The organism is Vreelandella halophytica, from assembly GCF_968193635.1.
Genome location: NZ_OZ309107.1, coordinates 2505467 through 2520212, shown reverse-complemented (window position 1 = coordinate 2520212; position 14746 = coordinate 2505467). Strand labels below are relative to the sequence as shown.

Below are 14746 nucleotides of genomic sequence, written 5' to 3'. Positions count from 1 at the left end.
GGTTTACGAGATGGAAGTCATTCTGCTCGACAAGATTGGTAAGCTGGGCGGCCTGGGTGACAAGGTCACTGTAAAGCCCGGTTACGGCCGTAACTACCTGGTACCTTACGGCCTGGCCGTACCGGCTACCAAGGAAAACGTAGAAGCGTTTGACGCGCAGCGTGCCGAGCTCGAAGCTCAAGCCGCTGAGCGTAAAGCAGAAGCCGAAGCACGCGCGGAGCAGCTCAACGACATCGAACTGTCGCTGGTCTCCAAAGCGGGTGATGAAGGCAAACTGTTCGGCTCGATCGGTCCGCGCGATCTGGCCGATGCGATCTCCTCTGCTGGCATCGACGTTGCCAAGAGCGAAGTTCGCATGCCGCTGGGCCCGATTCGTCAAACCGGCGAATACGACATTGCCCTGCATCTGCATGCCGAAGTCGACGCATCGGTTCGCGTTGTGGTGGTTGCCGAGTAACGCTCGCGCATCCATCGACGCCGAAAAGGGCGCGGGTTCTCCCGCGCCCTTTGTTGTTTAAGCCCCTTAAAACCGTTCAAACTCTTTGAAATGGCCGAGGGTGGAAGCTGAGCCGACTTTGCAAGACGTGCGGCGTCTTGCAAAGCCGCCTCGAAGGCCGTTTAACGCACGCCAGACGTTGAACGGTTCGATTGAGTAAGATAGTGGCCGCCAGGCCACGCATATCGCGCTATTGAAAGGAGCCCGCGATGGAGGAGTCCTCCACGGACCAGGAAACCGCCGCGCTCAAGTTGCCTCCGCACTCGCTCGAAGCCGAGCAGTCGGTGCTGGGCGGACTGATGCTCGACAACCAGGCCTGGGACAACGTCTCGGAACGCTTGGCGGCGGATGACTTTTACCGCTATGAGCATCGCCTGGTGTTCAACGTCATGATCCACCTGGCCGAAGCCGGCCAGCCGCTTGACGTGGTAACGCTTTCCGAGGCGCTGGAAGCCCGTGACCAGCTCGACACCGTCGGCGGGCTGGGCTTTCTGGCCGAGCTTGCCCGCAACACGCCGTCGGCGAGCAATATTCGCGCCTACGCCGATATCGTGCGCGAGCGCGCCACGCTCAGAAAGCTGATTCGCGCGGCCAACCAAATTGCCGATGGCGCCTTCTCGCCCCAGGGCCGCCCGGCGGACGAGCTTTTGAACGAAGCCGAACGGCTGGTGTTCCAGATTGCCGAGGAGCGGCCGAAAACCGGTGGCCCCATTGGCATGAGCGAGCTGTTGACCAAGGCCGTCGACCGTATCGACGAGCTTTTCAACATGAAGGGTGAAATGACCGGGCTTTCGTCGGGGTTTCGCGACCTGGACGAAATGACCTCGGGCTGGCAGCCTTCGGATTTGGTGATCATCGCCGGGCGCCCCTCCATGGGTAAGACCACCTTCGCCATGAATTTGGTGGAGCACGCGGTGATCTCCAGCGACAAGCCGGTGATGGTGTTCTCCATGGAGATGCCCGCGGAGTCGCTGATGCTACGTATGCTCTCGTCGCTTGGCCGTATCGACCAGACCCGGGTGCGCTCGGGCCAGCTCGAGGACGAGGATTGGCCGCGGCTGACCTCGGCGGTCAATCTATTGAAGGACAAGCAGCTTTTCATCGACGACACTGCCGCGCTTTCACCCAACGAGATGCGCTCGCGCCTGCGCCGGATCGTACGGGAGCACGGCAATATGTCCTTGATCATGATCGACTATCTGCAGCTCATGCAGATTCCCGGGTTTTCCGAAAACCGGACCGGCGAGATCTCGGAAATTTCCCGCTCGCTCAAGGGGTTGGCAAAAGAGTTCGGCTGCCCGGTGGTCGCGCTCTCCCAGCTCAACCGCTCGTTGGAGCAGCGCCCCAACAAGCGCCCGGTCATGTCGGATTTGCGCGAATCCGGGGCCATCGAGCAGGATGCGGACGTCATCGCCTTCGTTTACCGCGATGAGGTGTACAACCCGGACAACCCGGACAACCAGGGCATTGCCGAGCTCATCATCGGCAAGCAGCGTAACGGGCCGATTGGTACGGTACACATGGCCTTTATCGGCAAGTACACCCGGTTCGAGGACCTGGCGCCGGACAGCTACGGGCAAGCGTTTGGCGAATGACTTGAGCCCCGGAGGCCAGGCCGTATAATGCCGCCCCCTGGTTTCAAGCCGAAACGTTTTAGCGAAGGTTTGATGACCGCCGATATGAAAGCGGTCGTTAAATTCAGATATTGAAAAACAGATCTCAGCAACACAGGAGTAGCAGCATGGCGGGTGGTGGTTTTAAGCGGGGTAACCGCAAACGTCTTCCCAAGCTGGAAGGGCGCGGGGAGCTCGAGTCCCTCGAACGCGAAGGTCCTTTCAAGGAGTGGCTGGGCATGCCTGATCTTTACCGCTACTACCTGGTGGTGAACGGCGAATCCTTTAGCTATCAAACCGAAGATGGCGAACTGCCCGTGGTCGTAGGCGATAAGGTCGTGTTCCGCTACAAGGAAACCAAAGGCGGCAACTGGATCGACCGCAACTCCCTGGGTAAAGCGATCGATCCTTCGCAGTACCAGTAGCGCAGTACTTGTAAAAGGGCCGTGGGTCGCGTTTAACCATTCGGTCAGGAACTCTTTTGTTAGGTGGGCGTCTTAGCGCCCTGGTGCAGTGACAAAAGCGCAATTCGAGAATTTGCGCTAACGTTACAATGTACGGTAACAATAATGTCATGGGGAGGCGTCACGCTGTGCCCCATGACCCCTAACAAAAGGAAGGATCCATGGATTTAAACGCACTCAAGGGCTTCGTCGAAGAGTCCGATAACTTCGAAATTCGCGTCATTACCCATTCGGGTAGCCGCTTTTATCAGGTAGAGCTCGAAGATGTCGAGGGCAGCCGCCACATGCTGACCCGGCAGAACAAGCCGATGCTTTTCCGCTCCCTCGACGATGTCTATCTGGAGTTGAAGCGTGCCGGTATTCACCGCGCCTACTTGGTTCAGCACGTGCCCCACGATGAAATGATCGGCCGCGCTGCGCACTATAGTGAGCCACTCACCTCGCGGATGCCGCTGGTTTTCTAATACCCTTGGCACTACTTTAATTTTTCACCCACCCGCAACGAGTTTTTCGTACCACTGCCCCAGCCGTACACGGTGGCGGGCAAATAAACGGTAGCCTGCATTCATCACCCCGCGCAGGCCCGGTAAGCAGGAAAGCCAGACCCATCGCCGGTAGCCCAACACTGAATAGAGGGCCCGGCTCGCATCCATTCCGATATACCACGCCCCGTTGTTGTCGAGTACATGCAATTTCCCCATGAGCGCATCGAAATCCGGCCCCGAAGGCATGGGTTCGAAACCTTCCGCGCGAATATCGACAAGCTCCACCCTATTGCGATGATGATGTTTGGAGAGCCAGGCGACCTCTTTTTGACAAAACGGGCAGCGGCCATCGTAAAAAAGCGTGACCGGCGCGGCGGCGTTTTTGGCGGCGTCGAAAGAATTTTTCATGGTGTTACCGGCCTTTATAGCCTTGAGTGAAGGGGGCTGACCGTAGCACGGCCTATTTTAGTGGAAGCTTACGCAAAAGAGTTCGGCCTGGACATAATTGAATCCGTAGTTATACAAATAATGTTAATAGTATAACTTCATACCGCGAATTTGCTGAAAAGTGGTAAGCTTTCGCCACTAAAAATCTTCAGGAGCGATGGCCATGAATGAGACCGTTCAGACAGATCAGCCAGGGGAAGGGCGCCTAATGCATGCACCGGCGTCGCATCCACCGGTCGCGCGTAAAAAGGTCGGCGTGGTGCTGGCCAACCTGGGGACGCCGGATAACACCGACTACTGGTCCATGCGGCGTTACCTGAACGAGTTTCTTTCCGACAAGCGCGTCGTGGACTATGCCGACTGGAAGTGGCAGCCGTTATTACAAACCATCATCTTGACCAAGCGGCCCTTTGCCTCGGGCAAGGCGTACAAAAGCATCTGGAACACGGAAAACGACGAAAGCCCGCTTTTGACCATTACCCGCGCTCAGACCGACAAAATCGCTCGGCGTTTGAAGGCGCTTTACGGCGATGACGTCGAGGTGGATTTTTGCATGCGCTACGGCAATCCGTCGACGCCTAGCGTGCTCAACGCCATGCAAGCGAAGGGGTGCGAGCGGATCGTTTTCTTTCCGCTTTATCCGCAGTACGGCTCGCCCACCACGGCCACGGCCAACGACCAGGCGTTTCGTAGCCTGATGAACATGAAGTGGCAGCCGGCGCTGCGTACCGTACCCGCCTACTTTGACCACCCGAGTTATCTCAGGGCGCTGGCCAACTCGGTAGAAGAGGCGTATAGCGGCTTCGCGACCCGGCCCAGCAAGCTGGTGGCAAGCTACCACGGCGTACCCGAGCGTTACTTGCTGGAAGGTGACCCCTACCACTGCCACTGCCAGAAAACCACGCGGCTACTGCGCGAAACCCTTGGCTTCGATAAAGAAGAGATCGACACGGCGTTTCAGTCGCAGTTTGGCCCGGAAAAGTGGGTCGGACCGCAAACCGTCGAGCACGTGGCCGAACTTGCCCGCCAGGGGCACAAGCATATAGCGGTTATCTCGCCGGCGTTTTCGGCGGACTGCGTTGAAACCCTCGAGGAGGTCGAAGAGGAGATACGCGAGGGCTTTATCCACGCGGGTGGCGAGACCTTTAGTTATATTCCCTGCTTGAATGATCGCGACGATCATATCGATGCGCTGGTCGAGGTGATCAACACCGAGCTGGGAGGGTGGCTTTCAACGCCGCGTTAAGAGAATAATATAAGGAAATTCAAGCATTAACCTAGCAGGCTAAGTAGATTTTCGAGCGCGTGCTTGCAGGCGCTCGATGGCAACCCGCGGCTTGCTGTTATAAGGTTTACGCCTTTAGTATCACAGTTATTCAACGCTGCGGTAATGGAGTCGCCGCGACATGTGTGCCCATCGTCCTGGGCATCACTCAGGGAGAACACGTTAGATGCAGCTCGCCATTTTGCTAGGTTTTTTACTGGCCGCTTCAGCCCCCTTGATGAACCGCTGGTTCGGGCAGCAGACAAGTTTCTTGCTGGCCCTGTTTCCTGGTGCCATCGCGGTGTGGCTTTTAAGTCAGGCGGGCAGCATCGTCACAGAAGGCCCGCTGCTTTTAGAGTGGCAATGGGTGCCTTCACTGGGCATCAGCCTGACCTTCATGATCGATGGCCTATCGCTGCTGTTCGGTCTTTTGATTACGATCATCGGTACCTGCGTGCTGGTTTATGCCGGCGGCTATCTTAAGGGCAGCCCGGACATCGGGCGTTTTCACGTGGCGATGCTGGCGTTCATGATGTCGATGCTGGGCCTTGTCATGGCCGATGGGCTGTTGACGTTGTTCGTGTTTTGGGAGCTGACCAGCATTACGTCGTACCTGTTGATCGGCTTTAACCATACCGATCTACAGGCACGTAACTCCGCACGGCAAGGCCTGTTCGTAACGGTGGCGGGCGGGCTTGCGCTAATGGCCGGGTTGGTGCTTTTGGGTATTGCCAGTGGGTCCTGGTCGTTCTCCGAGATACTGGCTGGAAGCGAAGACCTTCGCGAGCACGCGCTGTATGTACCAATGGTGGTCTGCCTTTTGTTGGGCGCGTTCACCAAGTCCGCGCAGTTTCCGTTTCACTTCTGGCTACCCAACGCTATGGCGGCTCCTTCGCCGGTGTCGGCCTATCTGCATTCCGCCACCATGGTCAAAGCGGGTATCTACCTGATGGCGCGCCTGCAACCGGAGCTGGGTGGCACCGAGCTTTGGGTGTGGACGCTGTCGCTGGTAGGCGCGTTCACCATGTTTACCGGCGCCTTTTTGGCGATCCACCATACCAATATCAAAAAGCTGTTGGCGTACTCCACCATCATGGCGCTGGGCACGCTGACCATGCTGTTGGGTATTGGTACCGACTACGCCATGACCGCCTTTGTCACCTTCATGCTGGCCCACTCCCTGTACAAAGGGGCGCTGTTCATGGTGGCGGGGATTCTGGACCATGAAACCGGCACCAAGGACGTGACCGAAATGGGCGGGTTGCGAACGGTGATGCCGGTGACTGCCACGATTGCGTTCGTCACCGCGCTTTCGCTTTCCGGCGTGCCGCCGCTGTTTGGTTTCATCGGCAAGGAGCTGATGCTCGAAGCGGTGCTCGGCGCCGAAGGCTTTCAAGCGGTGCTTTTGGGACTTGCTTTCGCCTCGGCGATCATGACCATCGCCGTAGCCGCCATCGTCGCGCTGCGCCCGTTCTTCGGCAAGTATCGGCCGACGCCCATCGAGCCCCACGAGGCGCCGCCGAGCATGCTCATCGGCCCGGCGCTGCTCGCCTTTGGCTCGCTGTTTTTCGGGTTGGCCCCCGCGTTTTTCGGCATCGACGCACTTTTGACCGCGGCGGCCAGCGCCATCGTGGGAAGAACCCTCGAGGTATCGCTTTCGCTTTGGTATGGCGTCAACGCCGCGCTGATCCTGTCGGTCGTGAGCCTGGCGCTGGGCTTTTTGCTCTTCAAACGCTGGGACAGCGTGCGCGGCCGGCTCAGCGTGCTGGCGCCGATCCAGCGCCGCGGACCAGAGGCGGGTTACGAAGGCGCGATGAACGCGATCGTGCGCTTTTCCGAGTGGCAGACCCGCATTCTGCAAAACGGCTATATGCGCAATTACATTCTGGTCATGCTGGTGGTGTTGATCGCGCTGGTGGGCTATTCGCTGCTGGTGCGCCATACGCCGCTTTTGAGTTTCGAGCTGGATGTACGCTTTCACGAGCTCATCGTGGTGGGCACCATGGCGATGGGCGCCATCTTCGCGACCATTTCGCGCTCCCGGCTGGGTGCGGTGGTCTCGGTGGGCATCATGGGCTTCTCCATCGCGTTGATCTTCATCCTCTTTAGCGCGCCGGACCTGGGCATTACGCAGCTGCTCGTCGAGACGCTGACGGTCATTTTGCTGGTGCTGGTACTGTTCAGGCTACCGCGCTTTTCCAATCTATCGACCAGCCTTGAGCGCGTGCGCGACGGCGCGATCGCCACGGCCATGGGCGTGTTGATTTTTTTGCTGGTCATGACGGCGTGGAGTATCGACCAGTTCGAGTCGATCTCGACCTACATGGTGGAGAACAGCGCGCCACTGGCGCATGGGCGCAATATCGTCAACGTGATTTTGGTGGATTACCGGGCGCTGGATACGCTGGGTGAGATGTTCGTGCTGGCGCTGGCCGCGATCGGCGTGATCGCCATGCTCAAGCTTCGCCACACCGCGCCCGAAGAGACCAGGGCCAGTGACGATAAAGCGGCGGCCAAGGAGCCTATCGATGGTTAAATCAGGGACGATCATCCTCAACACGGCAGCGCGCTTTTTGATGCCGCTGCAGCTGATGTTCTCTGTGTTTCTACTGCTGCGCGGCCACGACGAGCCCGGCGGTGGCTTCATTGCCGGGCTGGTGGCGGCGGGGGGCTTTACGCTGTATTTGTTTGCCTTTGGCGTAAGCGCCACCAAAGAGGTGCTGCGTATGCTGGACCCGCGGGATTTGATCGGCATCGGGCTGTTGCTGGGCATGATTTCCGTCGTGCCCGCCTGGTTTCTCGATCAGCCCTTTTTGACCGCCCAGTGGTGGACCATCCCGATCATCGAGTTCAAGGCGTCGACCCCGCTCATTTTCGATGTCGGTGTGTACCTGGCGGTGCTGGGCTCGGTGGTGGGCATGGTCATGGCATTGATGGAGGTGGATAAAGATGAACCTTAACGAGCAGGGAGGCCGTTTATGGAGCCGATAATGGCCCTGGCGATCGGGCTTTTATACGCCACCGCCGTATTCATGATGCTACGTCGATCCATCGTCAAACTGGTGATTGGGCTGCTGCTTTTGTCCAACGCCGCCAACCTTTTGATCTTTACGACGGCGGGGATGACCCGCGGCGCGCCGCCGCTTATTCCCGAAGGCATGTCTCAGCCGCTTGGTGAAGTGGCCGACCCGCTGCCCCAGGCGGTGGTGCTAACCGCCATCGTGATCGCGTTTGGCGTGCTGGCCTTTGCCGTGGTGTTGATCCGGCGCGCCTACGAAATCGTCAAGGCAGACGACCTGGATAAGATGAAGGATACCGACACGTGAGGCCTGAAGTTGCACTGCCCGTTTTACTTCCGCTGTTGTCCGGGGCGCTGTCGCTGCTTTTTTGGCGCTCGCGCCCGATGCAGCGCTTTCTTGCCGTGGCGGGTAACGTTGCCTTACTGGTCGTAAGCCTTTGGCTGTTCGTGTCTGTCTTGAATGACGGCTACGTGACCATGCAGATGGGCAGTTGGCCGGCGCCGTTCGGTATTACGCTCATCGCCGATATGCTCAGCGCGGTGATGATTCTGATGACCGGTATCATCGGCCTGGCCATGGGAGTCTATTCGCTGGCCTCGACCGGGCGCGGCCACGAAAAATTCGGCTACTACCCGTTGATGCACCTGCTGCTGGCGGGGGTGGCCGGCGCGTTTTTGACCGGCGATATCTTCAACCTCTATGTCTGGTTCGAGGTCATGCTGGTGGCGTCCTTCGCACTGCTGATTCTGGGCGGGGAGCGCGCGCAGATGGAGGGGGCGATCAAGTACGTGACCCTCAATCTTTTGGCCTCGGTGATCTTTTTGACCGCTATCGGGCTTTTGTACGGCACCGTGGGCACGCTCAACATGGCCGATATCGCCGTGCGCATCGAGCAGCTCGAGCATTCAGGCATGGTCGAGGTGCTGGCAGTAATGTTCATGGTCGCCTTTGGCATCAAGGCCGCCGCCTTTCCGCTGTTCTTCTGGCTGCCTGCTTCGTATCACACCCCGCCCGTGGCGGTGTCGGCGCTGTTTGCCGGTCTTTTGACCAAGGTGGGGGTGTACTCGCTGTTTCGCGTTTTTACCTTGATATTCGATCAAACCATGGGCTACTTGCAGGACATCATGCTGTGGGGGGCGGTGCTGACCATGGTGACCGGGGTGCTGGGCGCCGCTGCGCAGTACGAATTCCGCCGCATCTTATCCTTTCATATCGTCAGCCAGATCGGCTACATGATTCTCGGGCTGGCGATATTTACGCCGCTGGCCATCGCCGGCGGGGTGTTCGCGATCATGCACAACATCGTGGTGAAGACGAATCTGTTTTTGATCAGCGGTATCACCCACCGGCTGCAGGGTACCTACCAGCTCAAGAAGATGGGCGGGCTTTACCGCCAGTCGCCTGGGCTTGCGGTGGCGTTTTTCGTCTCGGCCTTTTCGCTGGCGGGCATACCGCCGCTTTCCGGCTTTTTTGCCAAGTTCGTGCTCATTCGCGCAGGCCTCGAGGCCGAGGCGTATGTGGCCACCGGGATTGCGCTGGCGGTGGGGCTGATGACGCTCTACTCCATGGTGAAAATCTGGAACGAGGTCTTCTGGAAAGCGCTTCCCGAGGATAACGAGGTGCCCGCGGCGCAAACACCCGTGGGCGATGATGGGCGACTTCTTAAGCCAAGTCTTTGGATCATGTATCTGCCCGTGATCGTGTTGGCGTTCATGTCGCTTGCCATCGGTCTCTTCGCCGAACCGATCATGCAGGTCATGACGATTATCGGCGAGCAGCTCTTCAACCCGGCAGGCTATGTGGACGCCGTACTGGGCGGCGCGCTTGGGGAGGAATTGCCATGACCGGTGCGATTTGGAATTTGTTGCTTGGCCTTGCCTGGGTGCTGTTGAGCGGCGACTTCACCGGCCTCAATCTGCTGGTGGGGATGATCTTTGGTTATATTGCGCTGGTGCTGATCGAGCATCAGGTCGATGCGCTCAAGGGCTATCCCGCGCGCATCCCGCGCATCATTCGTTTTCTCGGGTTTTTCATCAAGGAACTCATCCAGGCGAACCTGCGGGTCGGGTTCGATATTTTGACGCCGCCCTGGCACATGAAGCCCGGTGTGATCGCCATGCCGCTGTCGGCGCGCACGGAGATGGAAATCACCATGGTGGCGAACCTGATCTCGCTGACCCCGGGAACCCTGAGCCTGGACGTCTCCGACGACCGGCGGGTGCTGTATATTCACGCCATGTTCCTCGACGACGAGGACGAGCTGCGGCGCAACCTCAAAGAGATGGAGCACCGCGCACTGGAGCTATTTCGCTAATGAGTACCGTCATTTTAATTAGCCAGGTCATCATGGGGCTGGCGCTGGTGCTTACCTTCGTACGCGTGGTACGCGGGCCGAGCCTGCCGGATCGCGTCGTAGCGCTGGAACTATTCTCGACCACGGTGGTGGGGCTGGTGGGGGTTTATGCCGTTCAGTCCGAAGTGGCCAGTTTTCTGGACGCCGCCATCGTGATCGCGCTGATGGGCTTTCTTGCCGCGATCGGCTTCGCCCGCTTTTTGGAAAGAGGAGGGCCGCGGGATGATTGATGTCATAAAAGCAACGCTGCTGCTGGGGGGCTCGCTGTTTATCCTACTGGCCGCGATCGGGCTTTTGCGCCTGCCGGATCTTTTGACCCGTATGCACGCCACCACCAAGGCCGCCGCGCTGGGCGTGATACTGATCATGCTGGCGGCGGCCATGCACTTTGCCGAGGTGGGGGTGGTGGCGCGATCCTTTGCGATTATCCTGTTCATTCTCATGACCGCACCAGTGGCTGCCCACGTGATCGGCCGTGCGGGCTATTTCGTGGGCTCCAAACTCTGGAGTGGCACCGTCAAGGACGAGCTCAAACCCAATTACGATCCGTTGACCCACGAGCTCAAAAGCGGGCTGGAAACCCAGGAAAATGCCAAGCGGCCACCTCGCGCCAGCGACCCCTGACCCGCCAGTGCCGGTTTGATGCCAACGTAAAAAGATGAAATTATAATTTTTAAATTAACTTGTGTTAATGAATGAAACCGCTTCTTATGGAGCGGTTTTTTTGTATTCAATTGACCCAAAGCGAAAAAACATGGACACTGTCCATGTACAATAATAGTATTGTACAAGATAACCTGTTCAGCTATTACGTTTGACAGGGTCGAGACACTCCATAGATATGCCCCGGATCTGGTTATTAAGCCCACGATGACCGCGTTCTATGCCCGCATCCATACATGAAAGTCGTAATGGACGCCAAGCTGTTTGGCGCGCTAAAGCGGATCACGCCGCCCATGCACACCCAGCCAGCAGAGCACGCTTAGGAGGCACCTGACATGAATTTAACGACCGATATTGTTTGGCTACACGACAATCTGCGCGTGGCGGATAACCCGCTATTAAGATTCGACGCGCGGCCGGATCAGCTTATCTGCCTCTACGTGCTGGATGAGCGCTTGCTCGAACCCTGCCTTGCCGGTGAGCAAACGCCGCGCTTGGGGGCTGCTCGGCTGCGTTTCATATGGCAAAGCCTGATGGAGCTTCGCGGCGAACTCTTACAGCGCGGAAGCGACCTTCTAGTACGTATCGGCGACCCCGCCTCGACGGTAGTCAAACTTGCCAGTGACTATCAGGCGCGCAGTGTAAGGGTAGCGACACACTCGGGTTACGAAGAGGCTGAGCACATCAGCCGCGTGGCCGAGTCGTTGCCTTCACCCAGCGTGCTTGAATGCATGGAAAGTGGCTATCTTTTCGACCAGCAGGCGCTTCCCTTCGCACTGGAGGATATGCCTGCCAGTTTCTCGGCATTCCGCCAGCGCCTGGAAAAAAACTGGGAGGTCGCGGAAGCGCTCGACGCCCCCTTTACGCTGCCAGGCTGGCCCGAAAATGCTTCTCGCGGCTTTCCACCGCTTCACGCTGTAAGCGAACAGAGCGCTTTTTGGCAGCCAGATGATCGCCAGGGATTCAATTTCGTAGGCGGTGAAACGGCGGCCCGTAGCCGTCTCAACCAGTATCTTTGGCAGCAAAGCGGCGCCGAGTCCTATAAAAAGACGCGTAACGGTCTTTTGGGCGCCAACTTCTCGACCCGGTTCGCCCCCTGGCTTGCTCGCGGCTGTCTTTCGGCGCGTCAGGTTTATAAGGAGATCAAGGCCTGGGAGGAGGTGAACGGCGCGACCGAATCGAGTCAGTGGATCGTTTTCGAACTTCTTTGGCGCGACTACTTCCATCGCAACGCTCAGGTGGAAAAGGCCCGGCTTTTTGGCGGTGAGACGCTGCCCGAACCCTGCGACAAATTCGACCTTTGGCGTGAAGCTGGTACCGGCGTGCCGTTCATCGATGCCGCCATGCTCGAACTCAGTAAAACCGGATGGATTTCCAGCCGTGCGCGCCAAAACGTGGCCAGTTTTCTGATCAAGGATCTCGGCGTTGACTGGCGCCTTGGCGCCTGGTGGTTCGAGCACTGTTTGGTCGATTACGATGCGGCCAATAACTGGGGCAACTGGAGCCATCTTGCCGGTACCGGCCGGGATGGGCGCAAGGACCGCTACTTCAACGTGCTCAAACAAGCCAGGCACTATGACCCCAAAGGGCTTTACGTCGCGCATTGGCTGCCTGAGCTTGCATCCTTCGAACTCAGCGCGAAACGCCATCAGCCTTGGCGCTGCGCGCCGCAGACGTTCGAGCCACCCTGTGTGTCACCCCGTGAGTGGAGCCGGTGGTTGCTTGACGAACCCGTGCCGGGTGCTTTTGAGCCCAAAGAGTCGTTGAAATCCGATGAGGGTCGCGAAGAAGTTTCTGATACCGAAACCAGGCTGACCCGCTCATTGGAAAAACAGGCTACCCAGACCCGCCAGCCCGTAGAAGAGCCCGAAGAAGCCGAAGAGTAGGGGATACCAGCGGCTTTCGTTGACTTCATTAGCTGGTAAGTGCTGCCAATCCAGGCCATTATCGATCTCTGCCAAGGATTGCCCGGAGATCGATACTATGTCGTTGAAATTTAATATATTAGCAGGCTATCGAGGTCTGCACGTAGGCGCGCTAAGCCTGGCCTTGGGTGGTTTGCTGGCCGCGGCACCCGTTCAAGCGAACCTGCAGCTAATGAGCGAAGTGGATGCGCGCGGGGCCCAGCAGCTAAGCGCAGCCAACTTTAACCAGTGGCGCGAGGATTTTCGCCGCTACGCGCGCACCCAAGGCATTAGCGAGGCGACCCTGTCAGAGGCTTTCGACGGTTTGCGCTACCGCGAGCGGGTCATCGAACTCGACCGTTACCAGCCGGAGTTCGTTCGGCCCATTTGGGCCTATCTGGACTCCGCCGTCTCCGATGCGCGGATAAGCAATGGGCGGGAAAAGCTCCAGGCGCATCGCCAAACCGCCGATCAGATGCAGAGCCGTTTTGGCGTGCCCGCCGAGATCATCGTGGCCATCTGGGGCATAGAGAGCAATTACGGCAGCAACTTTGGCGATTTCTCCACCCTCGAAGCACTCGCCACCCTGGCCTTCGACGGCCGCCGTCGCGAGTTCGCCCGCAACGAGCTTCTTGCCGCGCTGCGTATTATCGATCAAGGCGATATTTCCGCCGAGCAGATGAAAGGTTCCTGGGCCGGGGCCATGGGCCATACCCAGTTTATTCCTTCGAGCTTTGAAGCCTACGCCGTCGATGGTGACAACAATGGCCGCCGCGATATCTGGGGCAGCATCCCCGACGTCATGGCCTCCACCGCCAACTACCTTGCCAAGGCCAACTGGCAACCCGGTAAGCCCTGGGGGCGCGAGGTGATCCTGCCCGATGACTTCGACTACGCGCAAACCGAGCGTCGCTCGACGAGCGAATGGGCAAGCCAGGGCGTGCGTGCGGTCAACGGCGAACTGCCGGACTTCGACAGCGGGGCGATCATCGTGCCGGCAGGTGCTCAGGGCCCCGCGTTTTTAGTCGGGCCCAACTTCCGTTCGATCCTGCGTTACAACAACGCTACCAGCTACGCCCTCGCGGTGGGAACGCTGAGCGACGCCATTGCCGGGCGCGCGGGTATTAGTCAGTCCTGGCCGCGGGATGAGGCACCTTTGACGCGGGACGATGTCAGAGCCCTCCAGCAGCGGCTCAACGCGGCTGGCTACTCGGTCGGAACGCCGGACGGCATCATGGGGCCCAACACGCAAAGTGGTCTGCGCACCTTTCAGCGCGACCAAGGCTTGACGCCGGATGGTTTCGCCACGCAGTCGCTGCTGGAGCGCCTTCGCTAACGGCGGCGCAGTACGGTAATTTTTACTCAAGGATGACAGGCAATGAGCATGGCTTTTTTTAAAAAAGTGAGCGTTTTCGCCATCACGGGCGCGGTACTGGCCAGTACCAGTACCAGTGCCTTGGCCGATGAGCGTAAAGTATACGGCTGGGTCGAAAATGCGCTGATCGACTCCTGGGATATTACGGTGAAGGCGAAGCTCGATAGCGGCGCTTTGACGTCTTCGCTTGATGCCCGGGATATCGAGCTTTTTGAAAAAGACGATGAGGACTGGGTGCGCTTTCGTTTGCAGCTAGAGGACCAGCAAAGCGGCGACACCTTTAGCGATGAGATCGAGCGCCCGCTGTATCGCGAGCTGACCGTGCGCGGCGCTGGCGGTAAGGATGACCGTCCGGTCGTGCTGCTGGATATCTGCATGGGGGATACGATCTATGAAGAGCAGTTTAGCCTTCGTGACCGTGATGAAATGAACTATCCCATGCTGTTGGGCCGGCGCAGCATTGGCCATCTGGGGCTTCTCGATGTCGATAACACCTTCCTGCAGAGCCCGAATTGCGGTGATGACGCCGAGTACGTGGCCCACGACCCCAGCGAAGACGAGGAGTAAAGGCATCTGCAGCGTTAGCGTTATGCAGTAGATACTGAGAAGTACAGGCCAGGCGCCTCGCTTGACCTGTACTGAGGCGCATAGGCGTTGCGCTA

General features: G+C 58.5%; 16 protein-coding genes. 15 read left to right on the top strand and 1 reads right to left on the bottom strand.

Features of this window, described 5'->3' with window-relative positions:
• Positions 1–10: 10 nt before the first annotated feature.
• The 4 genes from rplI to ACWHXT_RS11605 all read left to right on the top strand — a co-directional run bounded on the left by rplI (position 11) and on the right by ACWHXT_RS11605 (position 3037).
• Positions 11–457: a 50S ribosomal protein L9 gene (gene rplI / locus ACWHXT_RS11620; RefSeq protein WP_447893804.1), complete on the top strand. Its 447-nt coding sequence runs from the start codon at positions 11–13 to the stop codon at positions 455–457.
• 248 nt (positions 458–705) lie between these two features.
• Positions 706–2091, top strand: coding sequence for a replicative DNA helicase (gene dnaB / locus ACWHXT_RS11615; protein ID WP_447529315.1), 1386 nt, complete (start codon positions 706–708; stop codon positions 2089–2091).
• Between the two features lie 146 nt (positions 2092–2237).
• Positions 2238–2534, top strand: coding sequence for a hypothetical protein (locus ACWHXT_RS11610; protein ID WP_447529314.1), 297 nt, complete (start codon positions 2238–2240; stop codon positions 2532–2534).
• Positions 2535–2734: 200 nt separating this feature from the next.
• The gene (locus ACWHXT_RS11605; RefSeq protein WP_447529313.1) at positions 2735–3037 is read left to right on the top strand and encodes a DUF6482 family protein; all 303 of its coding nucleotides are present in this window, start codon (positions 2735–2737) and stop codon (positions 3035–3037) included.
• Between the two features lie 24 nt (positions 3038–3061).
• Here the strand turns inward: ACWHXT_RS11605 and ACWHXT_RS11600 are convergent, their stop codons facing one another.
• Complete coding sequence (locus ACWHXT_RS11600; protein ID WP_447955951.1) at positions 3062–3466, bottom strand: thiol-disulfide oxidoreductase DCC family protein; 405 nt, start codon at positions 3464–3466, stop codon at positions 3062–3064.
• Positions 3467–3668: 202 nt separating this feature from the next.
• Here ACWHXT_RS11600 and hemH point away from each other — a divergent pair, with 202 nt between their 5' ends.
• The 11 genes from hemH (at position 3669) to rloA3 (ending at position 14651) form a co-directional block, all read left to right on the top strand.
• Positions 3669–4751 (top strand): ferrochelatase, encoded by a 1083-nt coding sequence (gene hemH, locus ACWHXT_RS11595; protein ID WP_447955950.1) that lies wholly within the window; start codon positions 3669–3671, stop codon positions 4749–4751.
• 205 nt (positions 4752–4956) lie between these two features.
• Entirely contained in the window at positions 4957–7305 is a 2349-nt protein-coding gene (locus ACWHXT_RS11590; protein ID WP_447955949.1) for a putative monovalent cation/H+ antiporter subunit A, read from the top strand.
• The gene (locus tag ACWHXT_RS11585; protein ID WP_447529309.1) at positions 7298–7729 is read left to right on the top strand and encodes a Na+/H+ antiporter subunit B; all 432 of its coding nucleotides are present in this window, start codon (positions 7298–7300) and stop codon (positions 7727–7729) included. The genes ACWHXT_RS11590 and ACWHXT_RS11585 overlap by 8 nt, the downstream gene beginning before the upstream one ends.
• Positions 7730–7747: 18 nt before the next feature.
• Positions 7748–8095: a Na+/H+ antiporter subunit C gene (locus ACWHXT_RS11580; protein WP_447926464.1), complete on the top strand. Its 348-nt coding sequence runs from the start codon at positions 7748–7750 to the stop codon at positions 8093–8095.
• On the top strand, positions 8092–9633 hold the full coding sequence (locus ACWHXT_RS11575; protein ID WP_447926463.1) for a Na+/H+ antiporter subunit D: 1542 nt from the start codon (positions 8092–8094) through the stop codon (positions 9631–9633). The genes ACWHXT_RS11580 and ACWHXT_RS11575 overlap by 4 nt, the downstream gene beginning before the upstream one ends.
• Positions 9630–10103, top strand: a complete 474-nt coding sequence (locus ACWHXT_RS11570; protein WP_447529306.1) for a Na+/H+ antiporter subunit E — start codon at positions 9630–9632, stop codon at positions 10101–10103. Before ACWHXT_RS11575 ends, ACWHXT_RS11570 begins: the two co-directional genes overlap by 4 nt.
• On the top strand, positions 10103–10372 hold the full coding sequence (locus ACWHXT_RS11565; protein ID WP_447529305.1) for a monovalent cation/H+ antiporter complex subunit F: 270 nt from the start codon (positions 10103–10105) through the stop codon (positions 10370–10372). Before ACWHXT_RS11570 ends, ACWHXT_RS11565 begins: the two co-directional genes overlap by 1 nt.
• The gene (gene mnhG, locus ACWHXT_RS11560) at positions 10365–10766 is read left to right on the top strand and encodes a monovalent cation/H(+) antiporter subunit G (protein ID WP_447926462.1); all 402 of its coding nucleotides are present in this window, start codon (positions 10365–10367) and stop codon (positions 10764–10766) included. Before ACWHXT_RS11565 ends, mnhG begins: the two co-directional genes overlap by 8 nt.
• A gap of 374 nt (positions 10767–11140) precedes the next feature.
• On the top strand, positions 11141–12691 hold the full coding sequence (locus ACWHXT_RS11555) for a DASH family cryptochrome (RefSeq protein WP_447955948.1): 1551 nt from the start codon (positions 11141–11143) through the stop codon (positions 12689–12691).
• Positions 12692–12788: 97 nt separating this feature from the next.
• Positions 12789–14045, top strand: a complete 1257-nt coding sequence (locus ACWHXT_RS11550) for a lytic murein transglycosylase (protein ID WP_447955947.1) — start codon at positions 12789–12791, stop codon at positions 14043–14045.
• Positions 14046–14093: 48 nt separating this feature from the next.
• Complete coding sequence (gene rloA3 / locus ACWHXT_RS11545) at positions 14094–14651, top strand: retropepsin-like aspartic peptidase RloA3 (protein ID WP_447955946.1); 558 nt, start codon at positions 14094–14096, stop codon at positions 14649–14651.
• Positions 14652–14746 lie beyond the last annotated feature (95 nt).

What these genes read in the sequence shown, in the direction of transcription:
- ACWHXT_RS11555 (WP_447955948.1), top strand. Translation starts at nt 11,141, where the DNA reads ATGAATTTAACGACCGATATTGTTTGGCTACACGACAATCTGCGCGTG.
- ACWHXT_RS11580 (WP_447926464.1), top strand. Translation starts at nt 7,748, where the DNA reads ATGGAGCCGATAATGGCCCTGGCGATCGGGCTTTTATACGCCACCGCC.
- ACWHXT_RS11600 (WP_447955951.1), bottom strand. Translation starts at nt 3,466, where the DNA reads ATGAAAAATTCTTTCGACGCCGCCAAAAACGCCGCCGCGCCGGTCACG.
- ACWHXT_RS11590 (WP_447955949.1), top strand. Translation starts at nt 4,957, where the DNA reads ATGCAGCTCGCCATTTTGCTAGGTTTTTTACTGGCCGCTTCAGCCCCC.
- ACWHXT_RS11550 (WP_447955947.1), top strand. Translation starts at nt 12,789, where the DNA reads ATGTCGTTGAAATTTAATATATTAGCAGGCTATCGAGGTCTGCACGTA.
- mnhG (WP_447926462.1), top strand. Translation starts at nt 10,365, where the DNA reads ATGATTGATGTCATAAAAGCAACGCTGCTGCTGGGGGGCTCGCTGTTT.
- rloA3 (WP_447955946.1), top strand. Translation starts at nt 14,094, where the DNA reads ATGGCTTTTTTTAAAAAAGTGAGCGTTTTCGCCATCACGGGCGCGGTA.
- ACWHXT_RS11605 (WP_447529313.1), top strand. Translation starts at nt 2,735, where the DNA reads ATGGATTTAAACGCACTCAAGGGCTTCGTCGAAGAGTCCGATAACTTC.
- ACWHXT_RS11565 (WP_447529305.1), top strand. Translation starts at nt 10,103, where the DNA reads ATGAGTACCGTCATTTTAATTAGCCAGGTCATCATGGGGCTGGCGCTG.
- ACWHXT_RS11570 (WP_447529306.1), top strand. Translation starts at nt 9,630, where the DNA reads ATGACCGGTGCGATTTGGAATTTGTTGCTTGGCCTTGCCTGGGTGCTG.
- ACWHXT_RS11610 (WP_447529314.1), top strand. Translation starts at nt 2,238, where the DNA reads ATGGCGGGTGGTGGTTTTAAGCGGGGTAACCGCAAACGTCTTCCCAAG.
- rplI (WP_447893804.1), top strand. Translation starts at nt 11, where the DNA reads ATGGAAGTCATTCTGCTCGACAAGATTGGTAAGCTGGGCGGCCTGGGT.
- ACWHXT_RS11585 (WP_447529309.1), top strand. Translation starts at nt 7,298, where the DNA reads ATGGTTAAATCAGGGACGATCATCCTCAACACGGCAGCGCGCTTTTTG.
- hemH (WP_447955950.1), top strand. Translation starts at nt 3,669, where the DNA reads ATGAATGAGACCGTTCAGACAGATCAGCCAGGGGAAGGGCGCCTAATG.
- dnaB (WP_447529315.1), top strand. Translation starts at nt 706, where the DNA reads ATGGAGGAGTCCTCCACGGACCAGGAAACCGCCGCGCTCAAGTTGCCT.